This window comes from Nonomuraea rhizosphaerae (assembly GCF_019396405.1).
In the GTDB taxonomy this organism is placed as follows: domain Bacteria; phylum Actinomycetota; class Actinomycetes; order Streptosporangiales; family Streptosporangiaceae; genus Nonomuraea; species Nonomuraea rhizosphaerae.
On the sequence record NZ_JAHKRL010000239.1, the window covers coordinates 1 to 20,035 of the forward strand.

Genomic DNA, 20,035 nt, shown 5'->3' on the forward strand with positions numbered 1-20,035 from the left:
CATCGCACGGGGCCGCTCTCATGGGTGTGGGCGTTCTGTGGCCATTTGTCCGGTTATGTGTTGTTGCTATTGGCTCGGGTAGCTGAGGGCGGACCCGAAAGGGGGACCGAGGGGGGTCGGCCATACAGTTAAAGGGTCGGTAGGGGCCTGACCTGCGAAAGGTCAGGGGCCACGGGGAAGGGTCAGGCATCATGACGAGTACGGAGCCGGGCATTGCCATGCCCGAAATCGGCCGGCGTGAGGCGTTGGGAGCGGCCGGGGTCGCAGCCTGCGGGCTGGCCCTCGCGGGCTGCAGCGGTGGCGCCAAGGCCGAGCCTGTGCAGAGCATCAAGGGCAAGGTCCTCGCCAAGACGGCCGACGTGCCGGTGGGCGGCGGCATCGTCGTCCAGCAGTACAAGATCGTGGTCACTCAGCCGGCCAAGGGCGTCTTCAAGGCCTACAGCGCGGTCTGCACGCACAAGGGGTGCGCGGTCGGCTCACCCAAGGAGAACGTGATCACCTGCAACTGCCACGGCAGTCAGTTCGCCGCGGACAGCGGCAAGGCGCTCAAGGGGCCCGCGACCACGCCGCTGATGGCCTACCAGGTCAAGGTCGTGGGCGACGGCGTCGTGGTGGCCTGAGCGCCGCCCGAAGCGGCGGCTCGAGGGCCGGCGAGGCGGCGGCCCGGGCGCCGAGGAAGGGGCGGTTCGGGGCCGGTGAATCGGGTGCCCCAACCTGTGGGCGGCTTCGCACATGGTCTGAACAGGTAATTCTGCGTGGTTCACACGATCGAGGCACGGCACGCTGAACCGGCGTCAGTGCGCTGGCCGTAACTGAAGTGAGAACTAGACCTGGGAGGACGCACCATGACCGAAACGACGCGCCGGACGGTGATGCTTGGGGCCGGAGGCGCCGGGCTCGCGGTGGTTCTGACCGCTTGCGCGAGTTACGGTTCCCCGACGACCCAAGCGAGTGAGGAGCCCGCGGCCGACGAGCCGTCGTCCGCGGCCCCGAAGAAGAAGAAAACCGCCGCCAAGGCGCTCGCGAACACCGATGACATCCCCAGCGGTGGTGGAAAGGTCTTCGAGGGCCAGAAGGTGGTCGTGACTCAGCCGTCGGACGGCGAGTTCAAGTGTTTCACGGCCGTGTGCACCCACCAGGGCTGCACGGTCGACGAAGTCGCCGACGGCACCATCAACTGCCCGTGCCACGGCAGCAAGTTCAAGATTTCGGATGGTTCCGTCGCGGGCGGGCCCGCCTCCGAGCCGCTCGCGGAAAAGAAGATCAAGGTCTCGGGGGGCAAGATCACCCTGGCGTAGCGAGTCCTCATGAATTTCTCACCTGCGTGCGGTTGGGTGAGCGCATGCGAGATGACCTTCAGAGTCGCAGAGCGGTGATCGCGGGTGTGGGCGCGGGTGGCCTGACACTGGCGCTGGCCGCTTGCGGCGGCGGTGACAACACATCCGCGGCGCAGCCTTCGGCGGACGCGTCGCAGTCGAGCGCCCCCGCGGGGGGCGGCGCACTCGGGAAGACCTCCGACATTCCCGTCGGCGGTGGGACGGTGTTCAAGGATCAGAAGGTGGTGGTGGTGCAGCCCACGTCGGGCGAGTTCAAGGCGTTCAGCGCGGTCTGCACGCATCAGGGGTGTTCGGTGGCCAGTGTCGCGAACGGCACGATCGACTGCCCCTGCCACGGCAGCAAGTTCAAGATCGAGGACGGTTCCGTCACCGCGGGGCCGGCCAAGGATCCGCTGCCGGAGCAGCAGATCAAGGTGGACGGCGACCAGATCACGCTCGCCTGAGGCTCCAGCCCCGCCGTATCTGGACGGATGGTACGGCGGGCTACCTCGTCGCCCGGCGCGGCGGGCCGCCTCGTCGGCCGGCGGCCGGTTGCCTCGCCGGTCGGCACGGCGGGCACCTCGTCAGCCGGTACGGCGGGCTTGCTTGTCGGTGAGGGCCGATACTCTTTGAACGTGGCGAGATCAGCGCGCAGCCCTCTGAGTTTCCGGCCCCGGCCAGGCTCCATCCCCGACTCCCCGGGGGTCTACCGGTTCAGGGACGCGCACGGCAGGGTGATCTACGTCGGCAAGGCCAAGAGCCTGCGGCAGCGGCTCAACTCCTACTTCGCCGACTTCTCCGCGCTGCATCCGCGCACCCAGTCCATGCTCACCACCGCGGCCGACGTCGACTGGACGGTGGTCGGCACCGAGGTCGAGGCGCTGCAGCTCGAATACTCCTGGATCAAGGAGTTCGACCCGCGCTTCAACGTCAAGTACCGCGACGACAAGTCCTACCCCTACCTCGCCGTCACGATGGGCGAGGACTTCCCGCGCGTGCAGGTGATGCGGGGCGCCAAGCGCAAAGGGACCCGCTACTTCGGCCCCTACTCGCACGCCTGGGCCATCCGCGAGACGGTCGACCTGCTGCTGCGCGTCTTCCCCGTGCGCACGTGCAGCGCCGGCGTCTTCAGGCGGGCCGGCCAGATCGGCAGGCCCTGCCTGCTCGGCTACATCGACAAGTGCTCGGCCCCGTGCGTCGGCCGGGTCACCCCCGAGGAGCACCGCGAGCTGGCCGAGGACTTCTGCGACTTCATGGCCGGCAACACCAGCCGCTTCATCAAGCGCCTCGAACGCGACATGCGCGAGGCCGCCGCCGAGCAGGAGTACGAGCGGGCCGCCAGACTCCGCGATGACATCCAGGCGTTGCAGCGCGCGCTGGAGAAGCAGGCCGTCGTGCTCGGCGAGGGCACCGACGCCGACGTGATCGCCCTGGCCGAGGACCCGCTGGAGGCCGCCGTCCAGGTCTTCTACGTGCGCGGCGGGCGCATCCGCGGCCAGCGCGGCTGGGTGGTCGACAAGGTCGAGGAGAGCTCGCCCGGCGAGCTGGTCGAGCAGTTCCTGCTGCAGATGTACGGCGACGCCACGGCCGAGTCGATGCCCCGCGAGGTCCTTGTGCCGTCCGCGCCGCCCGACGTCGAGGCCATCGTCGAGCTGCTGTCGGAGCAGCGCCGTGCCCGCGTCGAGGTGCGGGTGCCGCAGCGCGGCGACAAGAAGGCGCTGATGGAGACCGTCGAGCGCAACGCCAAGGAGTCCCTGGCCCAGCACAAGATCCGCCGGGCCGCCGACCTGACCACCCGCAGCAAGGCGCTGCAGGAGATCGCCGACGCGCTCGACCTCGACCAGGCGCCGCTGCGCGTCGAGTGCTACGACGTCTCCCACCTGCAGGGCGAGAACGTGGTGGCCTCGATGGTGGTCTTCGAGGACGGCCTGGCCCGCAAGTCCGAATACCGGCGCTTCGCCGTCAAGACCAAGGAAGGCGACGTCGCCTCCATCTACGAGGTCATCCAGCGGCGCTTCCGGCGCTACCTGGAGGAGCGCTCGGCCACCGGCGAGCTGGCGGCCGACGACCAGGCCGAGGGGTCGAGCGGCCCGATCGACCCCGAGACCGGCAAACCACGCAAGTTCGCCTACCCGCCCAACCTGGTCGTGGTCGACGGCGCCGGCCCGCAGGCGGCCGCCGCCCAGCGGGCGCTGGACGAGCTGGGCATCGACGACGTCGCCGTGTGCGGCCTGGCCAAGCGGCTGGAGGAGGTGTGGCTGCCCGGCGACGACCAACCGGTGATCATGCCTCGTTCAAGCGAGGGCCTCTACCTGCTGCAACGCGTACGTGACGAAGCGCACAGGTTCGCCATCACCTACCATCGAGCCAAGAGGTCCAAGACCGTGAAGGAGAGCGCGCTCGACACCGTGCCCGGCCTCGGCCCGGCCCGCCGGCAGGCGCTGCTCAGGCACTTCGGCTCCGTGAAGAAGCTGCGCGAGGCCACCGCGGCCGAGATCTGCCAGGTCCCCGGCATCGGCCCGGCCATCGCCGAGGTGATCGCGTCGACGCTGAAGGAGGAGGGACAGTGAGTCCGCCGAACGGAGTGAGGCAGTGAGCAGCACCAGCACAGAGCCGGCGTTCGTCATCGTCACCGGCATGTCCGGGGCGGGGCGCAGCACCGCGGCCAAGGCCCTGGAGGACCTGGGCTGGTTCGTGATCGACAACCTGCCGCCGGGCCTGCTGTTCGCCATGGCCGAGGAGGCCGGCAAGGTCAAGCTGGCCGCCGACAAGGTGGCCGCCGTCGTCGACGTGCGCAGCCTCGCCTTCACCACCGACCTCAACGCCGCCATCGAGGAGCTCGAAGGCCGCGGCGTGCGGGTGCGCGTGGTGTTCCTGGAGGCCAGCGACGAGGAGCTGGTACGCAGGTTCGAGAACGTGCGCCGGCCCCACCCGCTCCAGGGCGAGGGCAGGCTGGTGGACGGCATCACCCGCGAGCGCGGCATCCTGCGCGAGGTGCGGGCCAACGCCGACCTGGTCATCGACACCTCCTCGCACAACGTCCACGAGCTGCGCAACAAGATCGTCAACTACTTCGGCGGCGAGGACCGGCCCGGGCTGCGGGTCAACGTCGTCTCCTTCGGCTTCAAGTACGGGCTGCCGGTCGACGCCGACCTCGTGGTCGACTGCCGGTTCCTGCCCAACCCGCACTGGGTGCCCGAGCTGCGGCCGATGAACGGGCTCGACGCGCCCGTGCGCGACTACGTGCTCGGGCAGCCGGGGGCCAAGGAGTTCCTGGACGCCTACGAGGAGGTCCTGCAGGTCGTGGCCAACGGTTACGCGCGCGAGGGCAAGAGCTACGCGACGCTGGCGGTGGGCTGCACGGGCGGCAAGCACCGCAGCGTGGCGATGGCCGAACAGGTCGCCGGCCGCCTGCGGGACCGCGGGATGGAGGTCCAGGTGAGCCACCGGGATGTGGGGCGGGAGTGACCGATGACGGCGCGAACGCACTCGACACGGCCCTGAGCGGTGGCGCGCGTGCGGATGGTGGCGCGGTGCCGGGTGGTGGCGCGCCTGCGGGCGGCGGTGCTGCTGCTCCGGGCGGTGCTGTTCCAGGTGGTGACGTGATGCCGGGTGATGGCGTGCTCGCGGGCGGGGAGTCACCGGTCGGGCCGCGGGTGGTGGCGCTGGGGGGCGGGCACGGGCTCTACGCCTCGCTGTCGGCGTTGCGGGCCGTCACCGGCGAGCTGACCGCGGTCGTCACCGTGGCCGACGACGGCGGCTCCAGCGGCAGGTTAAGGCGTGAGCTCGGCGTGCTGCCGCCGGGCGACCTGCGCATGGCGCTGGCCGCGCTGTGCGGCGACGACGAGTGGGGCAGCACCTGGAGCGAGGTCGTCCAGCACCGCTTCCGCAGCGAGGGCGACCTGCACGGCCACGCCGTCGGCAACCTGCTCATCGTGGCGCTGTGGGAGCTGCTCGGCGACCCCGTCGCCGGCCTCGACTGGGTGGGGCGGCTGCTCGGCGCCCACGGCAGGGTGCTGCCGATGGCCTCGGTGCCGCTCGACATCGTGGCGGAGGTCGAGCTCGACGGCGTCACCTCGACCGTACGCGGGCAGGTGGCGTGCGCGCTGACCCCCGGCAGGGTGCAGGCGATCTCGCTGGTGCCCGAGGACCCGCCCGCGCGGCCCGAGGCGGTGGAGGCGGTGCTGGAGGCCGACTGGCTGGTGTTCGGGCCGGGGTCGTGGTTCACCAGCGTGCTGCCGCACCTGAAGGTGCCCGAGCTGGCCAGGGCGCTGCACGAGTCGAAGGCCAGGCGGCTGGTCACGCTCAACCTCGCCCCGCAGCCGGGCGAGACCGACGACTTCTCCCCCCAGCAGCACCTGGAGGTGCTCCGCCAGCACGCCCCCGGCCTGCCCGTCGACATCGTCCTGGCCGACACCGGCGTGGTCGACGACCCCGACGCGCTGGAGAAGGCCGCTGCCGCGCTCGGCGGACGGCTCGTCATGGCGGACGTGGCCACCTCGGACGGCTCCGCCCGCCACGACCCACGACGTCTTGCCTCCGTCCTGGACGAGATTTTCCTCCAGAAGCGTTGATCCTGGTCGGCGTGGCGCGAAGGTGCGAGAGACTGCTATGAAGCCGGTCTGGATGGGGGAGGACTAACGCTTATGGCGATGACGGGTGTGGTGAAGGACGAGCTGAGCCGACTGCCGGTGCTGAAGCCCTGCTGCAGGAAGGCCGAGGTGTCGACGCTGTTGCGGTTCGCCAGCGGCCTGCACCTGGTGGGCGGGCGCATCGTGATCGAGGCCGAGCTCGACACCAACGCCACCGCGCGGCGGCTGATCAAGGACATCGGTGAGGTGTTCGGGCACAAGGCGGAGGTGCTCGTGCTCGCGCCCGCCGGATTGCGCAAGGGGTCGCGCTACGTGGTGCGCGTCTACCGCGACGGGGAGGCGCTCGCCCGGCAGACGGGCCTGATAGACAACCACGGCCGTCCGGTGCGCGGCCTGCCCCGCCAGGTGGTGGCGGGGGCCGCCTGCGACGCGGAGGCGGCCTGGCGCGGGGCGTTCCTGGCGCACGGGTCGCTGACCGAGCCGGGGCGCTCCATGTCGCTGGAGGTCACCTGCCCGGGGCCCGAGGCGGCGCTGGCGCTGGTCGGCTCGGCGCGGCGGCTGAAGATCCACGCCAAGGCGCGCGAGGTGCGCGGCGTGGACCGGGTCGTGGTGCGCGACGGCGACGCGATCAGCGCGCTGCTGACCCGGCTCGGCGCGCACGACAGCGTGCTGGCCTGGGAGGAGCGGCGGATGCGCCGCGAGGTGCGGGCCACGGCCAACCGGCTCGCCAACTTCGACGACGCGAACCTGCGGCGCTCGGCGCGGGCCGCGGTGGCGGCCGGCGCGCGGGTGCAACGGGCGCTGGAGATCCTGGGGGAGGAGGCGCCCGACCATCTGGTGGTGGCGGGGCGGCTGCGGGTGGAGCACAAGCAGGCGTCCCTGGAGGAGCTGGGGCAGATCGCCGACCCGCCGCTGACGAAGGACGCCATCGCGGGGCGGATCCGGCGGCTGCTGGCGATGGCCGACAAGCGGGCGTCCGACCTGGGCATCCCCAACACCGAGGCCAACCTCACCGTGGACATGCTCGCCCAGTGAGCGCCCGTCGGCGCGGGGCGATGTGCGATGCGTGTGGTGCGGGAGGTCTTCTTCTCTTACGGCCGGCATGGGCCGGCCCCACCCGCCGACCGGGGCCGGGCTCCCTCCAGGGGCACGCTCCTCCGGTTCCCCGGCCGGGCGCCGTGACGTGCGCACAGTGGGCCGTTCGAGGAGTTCGAGCCCTGGCCGGAGCAGCGCCCTCGTCGTGCGGCCGTCAGGGGAGGTGCGGGCCCTGGCCGGAGGTGGCTTCTCAGGTCAGGGCCGGGGTTCTCAGGCTTGGCCTGACTCGTCCCTCGGGGTGAACAGGTTGCCCGTGGGGCGGGGGGCCGGGGGCTGGAACGGCTCGAACGAGCCCCGGTACTCCGGCTCCGCCTCCGGTTGCTGCTGCTGTTGCTGCTCCTCCTGCTGCGGGGAGTCGTCCGATGGCTTGGGACGGCGTCGCAGGCGGACAGCCCGTACGAGGGGAAGGACGAAGGCGGGCAGCGCGGCGACGGCCGCGACGACCCAATAGGCCCAGTCGAAACGCACCAGGATCAGGAGCGTGTTGGTGACCTTGTAGGCCGTCTCGAAGCTGACCGGCTGTCCCTGGAGCGACAGCCAGTACGTCGACTCGGCGATGAAGCCCAGCGCCAGGGCCAGGCACGCGTACACCACCGAGACGAAGGGAAGCAGGAGACTGCGGCGGCGGACCGCCCAGCCGATGATCACGCCGGCGAGGAAGGTTCCAACGCCGAGTTCCGCCGACTCCAGCCACACCTGGCTGGTCACCTGTTCCCGCAAAAAGAAGAGCAGGGCCCCGTACCCCGCTCCGCATAACACCGTGGCTATCAGGCCTGTGACCAGGCCGGACAGCAATCCGGATCTAGGTCTTGACATCTCAGCCCCCAGAGAATGCCGGAATTTACTCTGATGAGTCGGGCACTTTACTCGAACCTCGCAAAATGCGCCGCCGGATCGCCGATTCGCGGTATGGGCCCTGCAGTGGTCTAAACCAATTTAGGTCCGATAGGGTTCGTGGTTGAGGTTTCAGCCCGCCATCACGTACGAGGAGATCGGTTCCCGTGAGCATCCGCGTAGGCGTCAACGGCTTCGGCCGCATTGGCCGCAACTTCTGGCGCGCCGTGGCCGCCAGCGGCAAGGACATCGAGATCGTCGCGGTCAACGACCTGACCGACAACGCGACGCTCGCCCACCTGCTGAAGTACGACAGCATTCTCGGCCGCCTGCCTTACGAGGTGAAGGCCTCCAGCGACGAGATCACCGTCGACGGCAAGGCGATCAAGGTCTTCGAGGAGCGCGACCCCGGCAAGCTGCCCTGGTCCGACCTGGGCGTCGACGTGGTCCTGGAGTCGACCGGCCTGTTCACCGACGCCGCCAAGGCCAAGGTGCACGCCGACAACGGCGCCAAGAAGGTCATCATCTCGGCCCCGGCCAAGAACGAGGACGTCACGATCGTGATGGGCGTCAACCACGACACCTATGACGCCGCCAAGCACACGATCATCTCCAACGCCTCCTGCACCACCAACTGCCTGGCCCCGCTGGCGAAGGTCCTGCACGACACCTTCACCATCGAGAAGGGCCTGATGACCACGATCCACGCCTACACGCAGGACCAGAACCTGCAGGACGGCCCGCACAAGGACCTGCGCCGCGCCCGCGCCGCCGCCGTCAACGTGGTGCCCACCTCGACCGGCGCGGCCAAGGCCATCGGCCTGGTGCTGCCGGAGCTGAAGGGCAAGCTCGACGGGTTCGCGATGCGCGTGCCGATCCCCACCGGCTCGGCCACCGACCTGACCGTCGACGTCTCGCGCGACGTGACCGCCGAGGAGGTCAACGCCGCGTTCAAGGCCGCCGCCGAGGGCCCGCTCAAGGGCCTGCTCAGCTACACCGAGGACGAGATCGTCTCCAGCGACATCGTCACCGACCCGCACTCCTGCATCTTCGACGCCGGCCTGACCAAGGTCATCGGCAACCAGGTGAAGGTCGTCGGCTGGTACGACAACGAGTGGGGCTACTCCAACCGCCTCGTCGACCTCATCCAGCTGGTGGGCGCTGACCTCTGATGCGTACGATCGACGATCTCGACGTCAAGGGCCGGCGCGTGCTCGTGCGCGCCGACCTCAACGTCCCACTCGACGGTGAGACGATCACCGACGACGGCCGCATCCGCGCCTCCGTGCCCACGATCAAGGCCCTGGTGGGCCGTGGCGCCAAGGTCGTCGTCTGCGCTCACCTGGGCCGCCCCAAGGGCAGGCCCAACCCTGAGTTCTCGCTCAAGCCCGTCTCCGCGCGCCTGGCCGAGCTGCTCGGCCAGGAGGTGGCCTTCGCCTCCGACGTGACCGGCGACAGCGCCCGCGAGACGGTCGGCGGGCTGCAGGACGGCCAGGTCGCCCTGCTGGAGAACCTGCGCTACGAGCCCGGCGAGGAGTCCAAGGACGACGCCGAGCGCGGCGCGTTCGCGGAGAAGCTGGCCGGGCTCGCCGAGCTCTACGTCGGCGACGGCTTTGGCGCGGTCCACCGCAAGCACGCCAGCGTCTACGACGTGCCCAGGCTGCTGCCGCACGCCGCCGGCGGGCTGGTGGTCGCCGAGGTCGAGGTGCTGCGGAAGCTCACCGAGGACACCGAGCGCCCCTACGTGGTGGTGCTGGGCGGCGCGAAAGTCTCCGACAAGCTCGGCGTCATCGCCAACCTGCTCAAGAAGGTCGACCGGCTGGTCATCGGCGGCGGCATGGCCTACACCTTCCTCAAGGCCCAGGGCCACGAGGTCGGTAGGTCGCTGCTCCAGGAGGACCAGCTCGACCAGGTGCGCGGCTTCCTCAACGAGGCGGCCGAGCGCGGCGTCGACCTGGTGCTGCCGGTGGACGTGCTGGCGGCCACCCACTTCGCCGAGGACGCGCCCCACGACGTGGTGCGGGCCACCGAGATCCCCGCCGACCGCGAGGGCCTCGACATCGGGCCCGAGACGCGTGAGCTGTTCGCGACCAAGCTGGCCGACGCCCGCACCGTGTTCTGGAACGGGCCCATGGGCGTCTTCGAGTTCGACGCCTTCGCCGGCGGCACCAAGGCCGTGGCCGAGGCGCTGATCGGCGCCGAGGCGTTCACCGTCGTCGGGGGCGGCGACTCGGCCGCCGCCGTGCGCAAGCTGGGCCTGCCCGAGGACGGCTTCTCGCACATCTCCACCGGGGGCGGGGCCAGCCTCGAATACCTTGAGGGCAAGACCCTCCCCGGACTCGCCGCGCTGGAGGACTGACCGTGAGAAAGCCGCTGTTCGCCGGCAACTGGAAGATGAACCTCAACCATCTCGAGGCCATCGCCCTGGTCCAGAAGCTGGCCTTCGCCCTCGCCGACAAGGACTTCGACAAGGCCGAGGTCGCCGTCCTGCCGCCGTTCACCGACCTGCGCAGCGTCCAGACGCTCATCGACGGCGACAAGCTGCGCATCGTCCACGGCGCCCAGGACCTCTCCCAGCACGACGCGGGCGCCTACACCGGCGAGATCTCGGGCGCGATGCTGGCCAAGCTCGGCTGCTCGTACGTGCTGGCCGGCCACTCCGAGCGGCGCCAGTACCACCAGGAGGACGACGACCTGGTCAACGCCAAGGTGCAGGCCGCCTTCCGCCACTCGATCACGCCGATCCTGTGCCTGGGCGAGGGCCTGCCCGTACGCCAGGCGGGCGAGCACGTCTCACACAGTCTGGGCCAACTTGACGCAGGACTGCGCAAGATCTCGGCTGAGCAGGCACAATCGATGGTGGTGGCCTACGAACCCGTGTGGGCGATCGGCACCGGCGAGGTGGCCACCCCTGAGGACGCCCAGGAGGTCTGCGGAGCGCTGCGAGCCAGACTCGCCGAGCTGTACGCCCCCGAAGTGGCCTCTGCGGTCCGTATCCTCTACGGAGGGTCAGTGAAGTCGGGCAACATCGCGGGGATCATGGCGAAACCCGACATCGACGGCGCGCTTGTGGGAGGCGCCAGCATCGATGCGGCGGAGTTCGTCAAGATTTGCCGGTTCTCCGATATGTCCGCCTAACTGAAGCGTTCCGGGGGTGCGACTTGACAACAGGCCGTACCCTCTAGAAGCAAGTTTGAATCGTCACGCGTAACAGACCATTGAAGGACTAGGCATACCGTGGAAATCGGAATCTCCATCGCCCTCATCCTGGCGAGCTGTCTCATGATCCTGCTCGTCCTGCTCCACAAGGGCAAGGGTGGCGGCCTTTCTGACATGTTCGGCGGCGGCTTCTCGTCGAACTTCGGTGGTTCCTCGGTGGTGGAGCGCAACCTCGACCGGCTGACCGTCATCACGGGCACCATCTGGTTCGTCTGCATCATCGCTCTGGGCCTGCTTCTGCGGCCCTGAGCCTGGTTGACGCGTGACAGTGATTCTCTCCCCGTGCTTCGTCACGGGGCGATCGAGCGAGGAGTTCATCCGTGGGTAGTGGCAACGCGATCCGTGGCAGCCGAGTCGGCGCCGGCCCGATGGGGGAGGCCGAGCGCGGCGAGGCGGCTCCGAGAGTGCGGGTCTCGTTCTGGTGCGCCAACATGCATGAGACGCGTCCCAGCTTCGCCAGCGACGCGGCAGTGCCCGAGACATGGGACTGCCCCCGCTGCGGCCTGCCGGCCGGCCAGGACGAGCAGGCCCCGCCTGCCCCGCCCAAGAACGAGCCGTACAAGACGCACCTCGCTTATGTGAAGGAGCGCAGGAGCGACAAGGACGGCAAGGCGATCCTCGAGGAAGCGCTGGAGCGGCTGCGCAACAACAAGTCCCCCTGGTAGGGCGTACCGGTTCTCGGCGAAGGGCCCCGGCGGTGGCGTCGGGGCCCTTCGGCGTCTGTAGATCATGGTCAGGTGGCCGCCCGTCAAGGTGGCCGCCTCGTCAGGGGGAGCGGAGTGCCGAGACGCGTTGCCTGACCTGGTGGAGGCGGCGTTCGATCTCCGGCAGGAAGGCCGGGTCGAGCGAGGCGCGGTCGGCCCGCAACCGGCGCGTGGCCTCCTCGGCGGCCTCCTCCACCAGCCGCAGCACGTCCGCCCGCCCGCTCAGGTAGCCCTCGCGCACCGCCGCCGCGTGCTCGGCGGCCAGATCGTGGTCCAGGCCGGAGGTGTCCAGGTCCAGCAGGTCCCGCACGCCCGAGGCGCCGATCGAGAACGCCAGCGGCCACACCAGCCCCGCCAGGTCCGCCCAGTGCAGGGGCACCGGCAGCAGCCAGGCGCACCCGGCCACGATCGAGGCCGCGCCCGCGACGGCCCAGGCCCGTGAGTGGCGCGGCAGGTCGCGCCAGTACATGACCGTCAGCGGGAAGACGAACATCATCGCGTGCAGGAACGGCATCCGGGTCAGCCCGCCGGCGGCCATCGTCTGCATGAGCGAGGTCGAGACCACCGCGTCCACCGCCCCGAACGCCAGCCCCGCCGCCATCACCCGCCCGTGCGCGGACGTGCCGCGGACGGCGATCCGCCGGTGGCACCACAGGGCGGTCAGCAGCCCGGCCACGGTCAGGGCGGCGCTGAAGGGCAGCGGCACGCCGTCCATGTCCCGGTAGGAGTGGCTGAGCGAGCCGATGGCGCCCAGCCCGATGGCGATGGGCCCGCCGTCGAACGGCGGCGTGCGCGGGCCGGCGTCCTCCGGCAGGACGACCTTCGCGCCGCCGATCCGCAGCTCCTGCCGCCGTCCCAGGGGACGCGGCGTGTCCACGGCGACGGCGACGACGCCGGCGGGCGGCGATCGTTCCAGCGCGGCCTCCAGCGCGGCGACCTGCGCGGGGGACAGCAGCAGCGAGGCGCCCCGCACCGGCCTGAACTCCACGTCGCGGGCGAGGTCCGGGCTGGCCAGGTTGTGGCGCTGCTCCCAGCGCATCAGCGCCACCGCCAGGTACTCGGCGTGGTCGGCCGTCTCCTCCGCCAGCCGCTGCCGCCACGCCGACAGCGGCGACGCGGCGGTCCGGTCAGGGCCCGCCAGCAGCGGCCAGGTGCGGGTCAGCAGGTCCACGACGGTGTCGGCGCCGACGGCCACGCTGTGCCTGCCGGCCAGCTCGGCCTGGCTCCTGGCCGCCTCCCGCTCCGCGGCGGCCACGCGCTGCCGCTGCCGCAGCCGTCCGTCCAGGTAGCGGGCGATGAACAGGCCGCCGGCCACCCCGCCCGCGGGCAGCAGGAAGGGCGAGAGGCTGTACGGCCAGCCCGCCACAGTCAGGGCGAGGTTGGCCGCCGTCCCGGCCGTCAGGGGCACGACGAGGGCCCTCCAGCCACGTTCCAGGGCCAGCTCGTAGGCCAGGGGCGCGGCCAGCAAGGACGGCGCGTCGATCGGGTCCCCGGCGATCGCGGACCAGGCGGCCACGTCGGCGACGTCCATCACCAGCCGCGCCGGCACGGGGACGGCCCACCGCCGCAGGCCGAGGAACACCAGCACGTCGTACAGGCACGAGCCGATCAGGCAGGCCAGCGCCACGGGAGGGGTGAGCCGCTCCCACAGGGTCACGCAGATCGTCACCCGCGCGGCCAGCCGGAGGTTGAGGAACAGGCGGATCGCCGTGAAGGAGGTGGAACGCGCCGCCGGCTCACTCATCCGCGGGCGGGAAAGGAGGGACGGGCGGGGTCTTCACCCGGGTCGCCCAGGCCAGGAAACGGGCGATCTGCGGCAGGGACGGCAGCGACTGCTCCCGGTCGGGCGCCCGCCCGTCCGAGGTCATGACCGCCAGCCCGGCCCGCCGGTTGAACCGTTCCCGCACCCGGCCCCACGCCCGCGAACGCGGGCGGGCCCGCTCGCGCAGCCGCCGCGGCAGGTCCTCGGCCAGCGCGTGCGCGACGGCCGCGTTGACGTGGCTGGCGGCCGAGACGCCGTGCCTGATCTCCTCCTCGGGGTCGGCCGGGCCGGGCACGCCGCCCTCGGGCCGCAGCACCGCGGCCCGCAGGCGGCCGGCGTCGCCGAGCTGGCTGCGGTGGTAGAAGTAGTCGGCCCTGGCCTCCCGCATCCGGCGGCGCACCGCGCCGTCGAGGAAGTGCCCGGTGAGGACGATGACCGTGGTCTGGCGGCGGCTCCTGGTCCGGCGTACGGACTCGACGACGGCCACGCCGGGGAAGTGGTCGTCGGGCCGCCGCTCGTCGGCGGCGTCCACCAGCACCACGTCGACGTCGTCCCACGGCCGGGTGAGCGCGGCTTCGTGGCCGAGGCCGGCGACCACCTCCACGCCCGGCGTCCCGGACAGCAGGGCGACGATGCCGGTGCGGCTGATGTCGTCGTCGTCCACGACCACCACGCGTTTGCCGTGTGTCCCGGTCACACGGTCATTACACTCCCGGCCTCGCGGTCAGTGCCAGATCCTGATGATCAGGGCGCCCGCATTGTCACCGAGGCAGCGTTGCTGGTCGTTGATCCTCAGGAAGAGGCGGCCCGATCTGGGGGCGTACCAGCTCCAGCGCGGGCCCAGGCGGCGGGTGCCGCCGGAGACCTTCGACAGGAGCCTGCCGTAGGTGGCGTCGGCGCGGACCTTGCAGCCCTGGAAGATGTGCGCGTCGGTGCCCCGGTCGTAGCCCGCCGCGTCCACCCACGGGAAGGTGCCGCTGTCCACGGTCCAGCTCCCGCCGACCTGCCGGACCCTGACGCGATCACCCGCGAACACGTGGACGCCGGTGTCCTGCCAGCCGCGCCTGGAGGAGATCACCACCTGTGTTCCGCTTTGTGTCGCGGCTTGGGCGACACCCGGGACGGTCACCGCCGTCGCGCAGGCGAGCGCCGCGACGGCCCACGTACGCCGTACGAGCATGTCGGTCTCCCCTCGACTCTGGGAGGCCGAACGTACCCGGGCGAGGTGCGCGTTCCGTAGCACCGGAACGCGCACCCGCCTACCCGTGGACGGCGACCCCGTCCACGAACGTCATGCGCGCCCGCGTCGTCCAGATCTCCGCCGGGGGCAGCGCGAACGGGTCGCGGTCCAGCACCACCAGGTCGGCCGGGCGTCCCGGCTCGATCACCCCGGCGGGGGAGCGGTTGATCCAGGCCGAGCCCGCCGTGTACGCCGTCATGGCCGTCGCCAGGTCAAGGCGCTGCCCGGGCAGGAACGGCTGCTGCGCGGTCGGGTAGTCGGCGTGCGGCGAGCCGCCGGGCTCGGTGCGGTTGACGGCCACGTGCATGCCCTGGAGCGGGTCGGCGTCGGAGACCGGCCAGTCGCTGCCCGCGCAGAAGCGTGTGCCGCGCGCCAGCAGGTCGGCGAACGGGTACTGCCACGACGAGCGCGGCTCGCCCAGGAACGGCAGCGTCAGCTCGTCCATCTGCGCGTGGTGGGTGGCCCACAGCGGCTGCAGGTTGGCCGTCACGCCGAGCGCGGCGAAGCGCGGCACGTCCGACGGCTCGATGATCTGCAGGTGGGCGATGTGGTGCCGGTTGGCGGGCGAGGTGCCCTCGAAGCTGTCCAGCGCCTCGCGCACGGCCCGCTCGCCGATCGCGTGGAAGTGCACCTGGAAGCCGAGCCTGTCCAGCTCGGCCACGTACGTCCTGAGCTCGACCGGGTCGACGTACGACAGGCCGGTGCCGCCGCACAGGCAGTACGGCTCCAGCGTCGCGGCGGTGAAGTTCTCGGTGATGCCGTCCTGCATGATCTTCACCGAGCCGGCCCGGAACCTGTCCAGGCCCTCGGCCGCGGCGCGCCGGGCGAGCAGGTCCTCGGCCTGCTCCAGGCCGCGGGTCCTGTCCCACCACAGCGCCCCCGCCACGCGGGCGCGCAGCGTGCCGGACCGGGCAGCCGACAGATACGTGGGCAGCTGGTCCACCGAGCCCGCGTACGAGCCCACGATGGCGTCCTGCCAGCCGGTGATGCCCAGCGAGAACAGGTGCCGCTCCGCCTCGGCCAGCGCCAGCTCCAGGTCCTGGGCGGCAGGGCGGGGGGTGAGCAGGCCGACCAGGTCCATCGCGCCCTCGTGCAGGACGCCGCTGGGCGTGCCGCCCGCGTCGCGCTCGATGCGGCCGTCGGCCGGGTCGGGGGTGGCGGCGGTGATGCCGGCCAGCTCCAGGGCGCGGGCGTTGACCCAGGCGGCGTGGTGGTCGCGCTGGATCAGGTAGGCGGGGCGGTCGAGGAAGGCGAGCTGGTCGCGGTGCGGCAGGCCGTTCGGGAAGGCGGACATGTCCCACCCGCCGCCGTCGATCCACTCTTTTTCTGGATTTTTCGTTGCATAGTCGGCGATGACCGATAGGTAAATGTCGAGGCCGTACACGTCCGACAGGTCGCACCTGGCCCGCTCCAGCCCCGCCTGCACCGGATGCATGTGCGCGTCGGTGAACCCGGGGGTCAGCAGCCCGCCCGCCAGGTCCACGGTCTCGTGGCGGGGCGCGAGCGCCGCCAGGTCGCGCTCATCGCCGACGGCCGCGATCACGCCGTCATGTACCAGCACGGCCTCGGCGAAGCCGCCGCCTGCGGCGGTGAACACCCGTCCGCCGCGAAAGAGTGTGTGCATCCGTGCCCTCGAAAGATTCAGTGTCCGGTGATGAAGTCGGCGAGGCGGGCGAGCGCGGAGGTGCGCGGCATCGACCGCTCGCGGTGGTCGGCGATACGGTACAGCCGGTACATGGTGTGCACACCCAGCCAGCGCAGCGGCTCCGGCTCCCACGCCCGCACCCTGCGCCCCACCCACGGCAGCTCCGTCAGCGCCGTGGGACCGCCCAGCGTCAGGTCGCGCAGGACGAGGTCGCGCAGCGTGCGCCCGGCCAGGTTCGCGGTCGTCACGCCGTGCCCGGTGTAGCCGCCCGCCCAGCCGAGCCCGGTGGACGGGTCCAGGTGCACGGCCGAGCACCAGTCGCGCGGCACGCCCAGCACCCCCGACCAGGCGTGCGCCACCGAGGAGGAGGCCGCGGCGGGGAAGAAGTCGACCAGCAGCCGCCAGAGCGCCTCGACGGTCCGCTCGTGCGTGTGGCCCCTGGCATCGACGCGCGAGCCGTACAGGTAGGGCCGGCCGCGCCCGCCGAAGGCGATGCGGTCGTCGGCGGTGCGCTGGGCGTACATGTAGTAGTGGGCCATGTCGCCGAGCAGCTCCGAGCCCTGCCAGCCCGCCGACTCCCAGAACGGGGCGGGCAGCGGCTCGGTGACGATCAGCGAGCTGTTCATCGGCAGCCACTGCCGCCGCAGCCCCTTCAGCCGCGCGGTGAAGCCCTCGGTCGCGCGGATCACGTGCCGCGCCCGCACCGTCCCGTACGGCGTGACGGCCCGTCCGGGGGCGATCTCCGTGACCGGCGTCCGCTCGTGGATCTCCACCCCCAGGTCGCGCACGGCCCTGGCCAGGCCCTGGACCAGCTTGGCGGGCTGGATCCGGGCGCAGTGCGGGCTCCAGGAGGCGGCCACCGCCCCGGCCACCCGCAGCCGCTCGCCGGGATCCTCCAGGCGCAGGTCCGCCTCGCCGATGCCCCACGCCCGCGCGGCCGCGACCGAGGCGCGCAGCCGCGCCGCCTGCGCGGGGGTGCGGGCCACGTTGACCACGCCGCCCTTGACGACGTCGGCCTCGATGGCCTCCTTCTCGCAGACCTCGATCACCTCGTCGATCGAGGCGTACATCTCGCGCTGCAGCCGCCGCGCCCCCTCGACGCCGTGCGTCTTCGCGTAGCGCTCGTGGGAGCCGGCCAGGTCGCCGGTCAGCCAGCCGCCGTTGCGCCCCGACGCCCCGAACCCGGCGAACTCCTTCTCCAGCACCATCACGTCCAGCGTCGGACGGGCGCGCTTGAGGTAGTACGCGGTCCACAGGCCCGTGTAGCCGGCGCCGACGATCACCACGTCCGCCCGCAGGTCGCCGTCGAGGCGCCGATCGGGCGCGGGCACGCCGATGGAGCGGTACCAGAAGGACACGTCGCCGTTGACGAAATCGGACGACAGGGAGAAACCCTCGTTCATGGCCACATATCCTGCTATACGCCGCAACATGTTACGAACATCGTGTTAGCGGCCACGTAACAGCCGGTCGGCATCCTAGGCCTCATGGGATTCTTGCGCATTCGCACCACGGTTGACGAACGGCCGGGACGGCTGGCCTCCCTGGCCGCGGCCCTGGCCTCCAGGGGCGGCAACATCCTCGGCCTGAGCGTGCAGTCCGACACCGACGGGACGGTCGACGAGTTCGTCGCCGACATCCCCGCCAGTCCCGAGACCGTGCGCGAGGCCCTGGAGGCGGCGGGCGGGCGCCGCGTCCAGGTGGTCGCGGCGACCGCGCACGAGCTGACCGACGAGCCCACCCGCGCCCTGCTGCTGGCCTCCCGGCTGCGGGCCACGCCGTGGCGGCTGCCGGAGTTCCTGGCCGAGCTGCTGCGCGCGGACGATGCCCGGTGGATCTATGGTGAAGCGGTGAGCGACCTCCCCGACCCCACCCTTCTCGTGGTCCCCGTGGCCCCCAGGCGCGCCGTCCGGCTGCGCCGCGCCGAGCTGCCCTTCACGCTGACCGAGGCGGCCAGGGCGGCCTCCTTCGTCCGCCTGGCGCAGCCACCGGCCGAGCGGGCCGCGGGCGAGCCGGTGGTCAGGCTGGCCGACGGCGAGGAGGTCACCGTCCGGCCGCTCACCTCCATCTACCGCGAGGCCGTGCGCGACCTGCACGACCGCTGCTCGCCCGAGGCGCGCAGGTTCCGCTACTTCACCTCGATGCCCGCGCTGCCCGAGCGGATGTTCGAGCGGCTCGTCGACCGCGGCCGCGGCCACTCGCTCGTCGCGGGGCACGACGGCCAGGTGGTGGCGATGGCCAACCTGATGTTCACCCCCGATCCCGGCATCGCCGAGATGGCCTTCCTGGTCGAGGACCGCTGGCAGGGGCGCGGTCTGGGCACGGCGATGGCCCGGATGCTGGTCCGCGAGGCCCGCGACCTCGGCTACGCCGAGGTCAAGGCCACGATGCTGTCCGACAACGTACGGATGCGGCGCATGCTGCTGACGCTGGGCGCCACGCTCGGCTACACCGAGGACCCGGGCGTCGTCGAGGCCAGGCTGCCGGTGGGCGCGCTGGCCTCAGCCTGACGCGCTCTCCTCCGGGGGCTCCCGCTCATCCGGGGCCTTGTCCGTTTGCTGGCCCGTTTGCTGGCCCGTTTGCTGGCCCGGCTGCTGGCCCGGTTGCTGGTCGGGCTGCTGGATGCCCAGGTGGCGCTCGATGCGCTGGAGCGACTCCAGGATCTGCGTCAGCCGGTCGCCGAGCACCGTTGCGCCGCCGAAGGCCGCCAGCACGTCCGGCCGGTCCTTCGACCCCTTGGCGAGCCGTCTCAGCACCTGCTGCCGCAGCTCCTCCAGGTCCACCCCGGCGTCGACCAGCGCGTGGGCGGCCAGGCCCTCGCCCTCCCTGACCACGCCGAGCAGGATGTGCTCGGTGCCGATGTAGTTGTGACGCAGCTGCAGGGCCTCGCGCAGCGACAGCTCCAGCACCTTCTTGGCGCGCGGCGTGAACGGGATGTGCCCGCTCGGGGACGTCGACCCCTGGCCCACCTCGCGCTGCACGAACGCGCGCACGCTGTCCAGCTCGACGCTCATGCTCTCCAGAGCCTGCGCGGCCACGCCCTCGCCCTCATGGATGAGGCCCAGCAGGACGTGCTCGGTGCCGATGTAGTTGTGGCTCAGCATCCTCGCCTCCTCCTGCGCGAGGACGACGACCCTGCGGGCGCGGTCGGTGAAGCGCTCGAACACCAGACGGCCTCCGTTCGAGTGGCGTGCCTCCACTATGCGCTACAAACCAGCCGATGTGGGGTATCTGTCCTGTGTGGATCTTGACGAGGTGGCCGATCGTCTGTACGCGCTCCCGCCGTCCGAGTTCACCGCCGCCCGCGCCGCCGAGGCCCGCTCCGCCAAGGACGCCGGCGACGTACGGCTGTCGCGGGAGATCACCGCGCTGCGCAGGCCCACCGTGTCGGCGGCGGCCGTGAACCGGCTGTCCCGCGAGCACCCCGATGACCTCGCCGAGCTGCTGGAGCTGGGCCGGGAGCTGCGGGAGGCGTGGCAGGCGCACGACGCCGACGCGCTGGCGGAGCTGACCAGGCGGCGCGGCGAGCTGGCCGGCAGGCTGTCGCGGCTGGTCAGGCGGGACCCGGGCCTGTCGGCCGGCGCGGCGGCCGAGGCTGAGCGGACGCTCGACGCCGCCGTGGTGGGGG

General features: G+C 71.5%; 21 protein-coding genes. 14 read left to right on the forward strand and 7 right to left on the reverse strand.

What is annotated here, in order from left to right:
- Window positions 1-218: 218 nt before the first annotated feature.
- The 7 genes from KME77_RS11880 to whiA all read left to right on the forward strand — a co-directional run bounded on the left by KME77_RS11880 (window position 219) and on the right by whiA (window position 6,943).
- The gene (locus KME77_RS11880) at window positions 219-620 is read left to right on the forward strand and encodes a Rieske (2Fe-2S) protein (RefSeq protein ID WP_246609611.1); all 402 of its coding nucleotides are present in this window, start codon (window positions 219-221) and stop codon (window positions 618-620) included.
- A gap of 225 nt (window positions 621-845) precedes the next feature.
- Window positions 846-1,298 carry a Rieske (2Fe-2S) protein gene (locus tag KME77_RS11885; RefSeq protein ID WP_219465766.1) on the forward strand — a complete coding sequence of 151 codons (453 nt, stop codon included), beginning with the start codon at window positions 846-848 and terminating at the stop codon, window positions 1,296-1,298.
- Window positions 1,299-1,372: 74 nt separating this feature from the next.
- The gene (locus KME77_RS11890) at window positions 1,373-1,780 is read left to right on the forward strand and encodes a Rieske (2Fe-2S) protein (RefSeq protein WP_308250672.1); all 408 of its coding nucleotides are present in this window, start codon (window positions 1,373-1,375) and stop codon (window positions 1,778-1,780) included.
- A gap of 171 nt (window positions 1,781-1,951) precedes the next feature.
- The gene (gene uvrC, locus KME77_RS11895; RefSeq protein WP_372451168.1) at window positions 1,952-3,886 is read left to right on the forward strand and encodes an excinuclease ABC subunit UvrC; all 1,935 of its coding nucleotides are present in this window, start codon (window positions 1,952-1,954) and stop codon (window positions 3,884-3,886) included.
- Window positions 3,887-3,908: 22 nt separating this feature from the next.
- On the forward strand, window positions 3,909-4,784 hold the full coding sequence (rapZ, locus tag KME77_RS11900; RefSeq protein ID WP_219465769.1) for an RNase adapter RapZ: 876 nt from the start codon (window positions 3,909-3,911) through the stop codon (window positions 4,782-4,784).
- Window positions 4,785-4,921: 137 nt separating this feature from the next.
- On the forward strand, window positions 4,922-5,890 hold the full coding sequence (locus tag KME77_RS11905) for a gluconeogenesis factor YvcK family protein (protein WP_219465803.1): 969 nt from the start codon (window positions 4,922-4,924) through the stop codon (window positions 5,888-5,890).
- Window positions 5,891-5,962: 72 nt separating this feature from the next.
- Window positions 5,963-6,943 carry a DNA-binding protein WhiA gene (gene whiA / locus KME77_RS11910; protein WP_219465771.1) on the forward strand — a complete coding sequence of 327 codons (981 nt, stop codon included), beginning with the start codon at window positions 5,963-5,965 and terminating at the stop codon, window positions 6,941-6,943.
- Between the two features lie 270 nt (window positions 6,944-7,213).
- Here whiA and KME77_RS11915 read toward each other — a convergent pair whose 3' ends face one another.
- Window positions 7,214-7,723 (reverse strand): hypothetical protein, encoded by a 510-nt coding sequence (locus KME77_RS11915; RefSeq protein ID WP_219465774.1) that lies wholly within the window; start codon window positions 7,721-7,723, stop codon window positions 7,214-7,216.
- Between the two features lie 281 nt (window positions 7,724-8,004).
- Here KME77_RS11915 and gap point away from each other — a divergent pair, with 281 nt between their 5' ends.
- The 5 genes from gap (at window position 8,005) to KME77_RS11940 (ending at window position 11,721) form a co-directional block, all read left to right on the forward strand.
- A complete protein-coding gene (gene gap / locus KME77_RS11920) occupies window positions 8,005-9,009 on the forward strand; it encodes a type I glyceraldehyde-3-phosphate dehydrogenase (RefSeq protein ID WP_219465777.1) in 1,005 nt (334 codons plus the stop codon).
- Window positions 9,009-10,196 (forward strand): phosphoglycerate kinase, encoded by a 1,188-nt coding sequence (locus tag KME77_RS11925; RefSeq protein ID WP_219465781.1) that lies wholly within the window; start codon window positions 9,009-9,011, stop codon window positions 10,194-10,196. Before gap ends, KME77_RS11925 begins: the two co-directional genes overlap by 1 nt.
- Complete coding sequence (gene tpiA, locus KME77_RS11930; RefSeq protein ID WP_219465804.1) at window positions 10,193-10,975, forward strand: triose-phosphate isomerase; 783 nt, start codon at window positions 10,193-10,195, stop codon at window positions 10,973-10,975. The genes KME77_RS11925 and tpiA overlap by 4 nt, the downstream gene beginning before the upstream one ends.
- 99 nt (window positions 10,976-11,074) lie before the next feature.
- The gene (gene secG / locus KME77_RS11935) at window positions 11,075-11,305 is read left to right on the forward strand and encodes a preprotein translocase subunit SecG (RefSeq protein WP_219465783.1); all 231 of its coding nucleotides are present in this window, start codon (window positions 11,075-11,077) and stop codon (window positions 11,303-11,305) included.
- A gap of 71 nt (window positions 11,306-11,376) precedes the next feature.
- Window positions 11,377-11,721, forward strand: a complete 345-nt coding sequence (locus KME77_RS11940) for an RNA polymerase-binding protein RbpA (RefSeq protein WP_219465784.1) — start codon at window positions 11,377-11,379, stop codon at window positions 11,719-11,721.
- A gap of 100 nt (window positions 11,722-11,821) precedes the next feature.
- Here the strand turns inward: KME77_RS11940 and KME77_RS11945 are convergent, their stop codons facing one another.
- From KME77_RS11945 to KME77_RS11965, 5 genes are all read right to left on the reverse strand, one after another.
- On the reverse strand, window positions 11,822-13,504 hold the full coding sequence (locus KME77_RS11945; RefSeq protein ID WP_219465786.1) for a hypothetical protein: 1,683 nt from the start codon (window positions 13,502-13,504) through the stop codon (window positions 11,822-11,824).
- Window positions 13,497-14,219, reverse strand: a complete 723-nt coding sequence (locus tag KME77_RS11950; RefSeq protein ID WP_219465787.1) for a hypothetical protein — start codon at window positions 14,217-14,219, stop codon at window positions 13,497-13,499. The genes KME77_RS11945 and KME77_RS11950 overlap by 8 nt, the downstream gene beginning before the upstream one ends.
- Before the next feature lie 27 nt (window positions 14,220-14,246).
- Complete coding sequence (locus KME77_RS11955; protein WP_219465790.1) at window positions 14,247-14,702, reverse strand: hypothetical protein; 456 nt, start codon at window positions 14,700-14,702, stop codon at window positions 14,247-14,249.
- A 79-nt stretch (window positions 14,703-14,781) separates the two neighbouring features.
- The gene (locus KME77_RS11960; RefSeq protein WP_219465792.1) at window positions 14,782-16,386 is read right to left on the reverse strand and encodes an amidohydrolase; all 1,605 of its coding nucleotides are present in this window, start codon (window positions 16,384-16,386) and stop codon (window positions 14,782-14,784) included.
- A gap of 17 nt (window positions 16,387-16,403) precedes the next feature.
- On the reverse strand, window positions 16,404-17,810 hold the full coding sequence (locus tag KME77_RS11965) for an NAD(P)/FAD-dependent oxidoreductase (RefSeq protein WP_219465794.1): 1,407 nt from the start codon (window positions 17,808-17,810) through the stop codon (window positions 16,404-16,406).
- An 84-nt stretch (window positions 17,811-17,894) separates the two neighbouring features.
- On the opposite strand from KME77_RS11965, the gene KME77_RS11970 reads away from it, so the two are divergent.
- The gene (locus tag KME77_RS11970) at window positions 17,895-18,917 is read left to right on the forward strand and encodes a GNAT family N-acetyltransferase (protein WP_219465796.1); all 1,023 of its coding nucleotides are present in this window, start codon (window positions 17,895-17,897) and stop codon (window positions 18,915-18,917) included.
- Here the strand turns inward: KME77_RS11970 and KME77_RS30650 are convergent.
- Window positions 18,909-19,574, reverse strand: a complete 666-nt coding sequence (locus tag KME77_RS30650; protein ID WP_219465798.1) for a Clp protease N-terminal domain-containing protein — start codon at window positions 19,572-19,574, stop codon at window positions 18,909-18,911. The two genes, KME77_RS11970 and KME77_RS30650, sit on opposite strands and share 9 nt — an antisense overlap.
- A gap of 88 nt (window positions 19,575-19,662) precedes the next feature.
- Here KME77_RS30650 and KME77_RS11980 point away from each other — a divergent pair.
- Window positions 19,663-20,035 (forward strand): hypothetical protein (locus KME77_RS11980; RefSeq protein WP_219465800.1); only part of this gene is annotated, 373 nt, incomplete at its 3' end.

What these genes read in the sequence shown, in the direction of transcription:
- KME77_RS11880 (WP_246609611.1), top strand. Translation starts at nt 219, where the DNA reads ATGCCCGAAATCGGCCGGCGTGAGGCGTTGGGAGCGGCCGGGGTCGCA.
- KME77_RS11885 (WP_219465766.1), top strand. Translation starts at nt 846, where the DNA reads ATGACCGAAACGACGCGCCGGACGGTGATGCTTGGGGCCGGAGGCGCC.
- KME77_RS11905 (WP_219465803.1), top strand. Translation starts at nt 4,922, where the DNA reads ATGCCGGGTGATGGCGTGCTCGCGGGCGGGGAGTCACCGGTCGGGCCG.
- whiA (WP_219465771.1), top strand. Translation starts at nt 5,963, where the DNA reads ATGGCGATGACGGGTGTGGTGAAGGACGAGCTGAGCCGACTGCCGGTG.
- KME77_RS11925 (WP_219465781.1), top strand. Translation starts at nt 9,009, where the DNA reads ATGCGTACGATCGACGATCTCGACGTCAAGGGCCGGCGCGTGCTCGTG.
- KME77_RS11945 (WP_219465786.1), bottom strand. Translation starts at nt 13,504, where the DNA reads ATGAGTGAGCCGGCGGCGCGTTCCACCTCCTTCACGGCGATCCGCCTG.
- KME77_RS11955 (WP_219465790.1), bottom strand. Translation starts at nt 14,702, where the DNA reads ATGCTCGTACGGCGTACGTGGGCCGTCGCGGCGCTCGCCTGCGCGACG.
- KME77_RS11960 (WP_219465792.1), bottom strand. Translation starts at nt 16,386, where the DNA reads ATGCACACACTCTTTCGCGGCGGACGGGTGTTCACCGCCGCAGGCGGC.
- KME77_RS11965 (WP_219465794.1), bottom strand. Translation starts at nt 17,810, where the DNA reads ATGAACGAGGGTTTCTCCCTGTCGTCCGATTTCGTCAACGGCGACGTG.
- KME77_RS11970 (WP_219465796.1), top strand. Translation starts at nt 17,895, where the DNA reads ATGGGATTCTTGCGCATTCGCACCACGGTTGACGAACGGCCGGGACGG.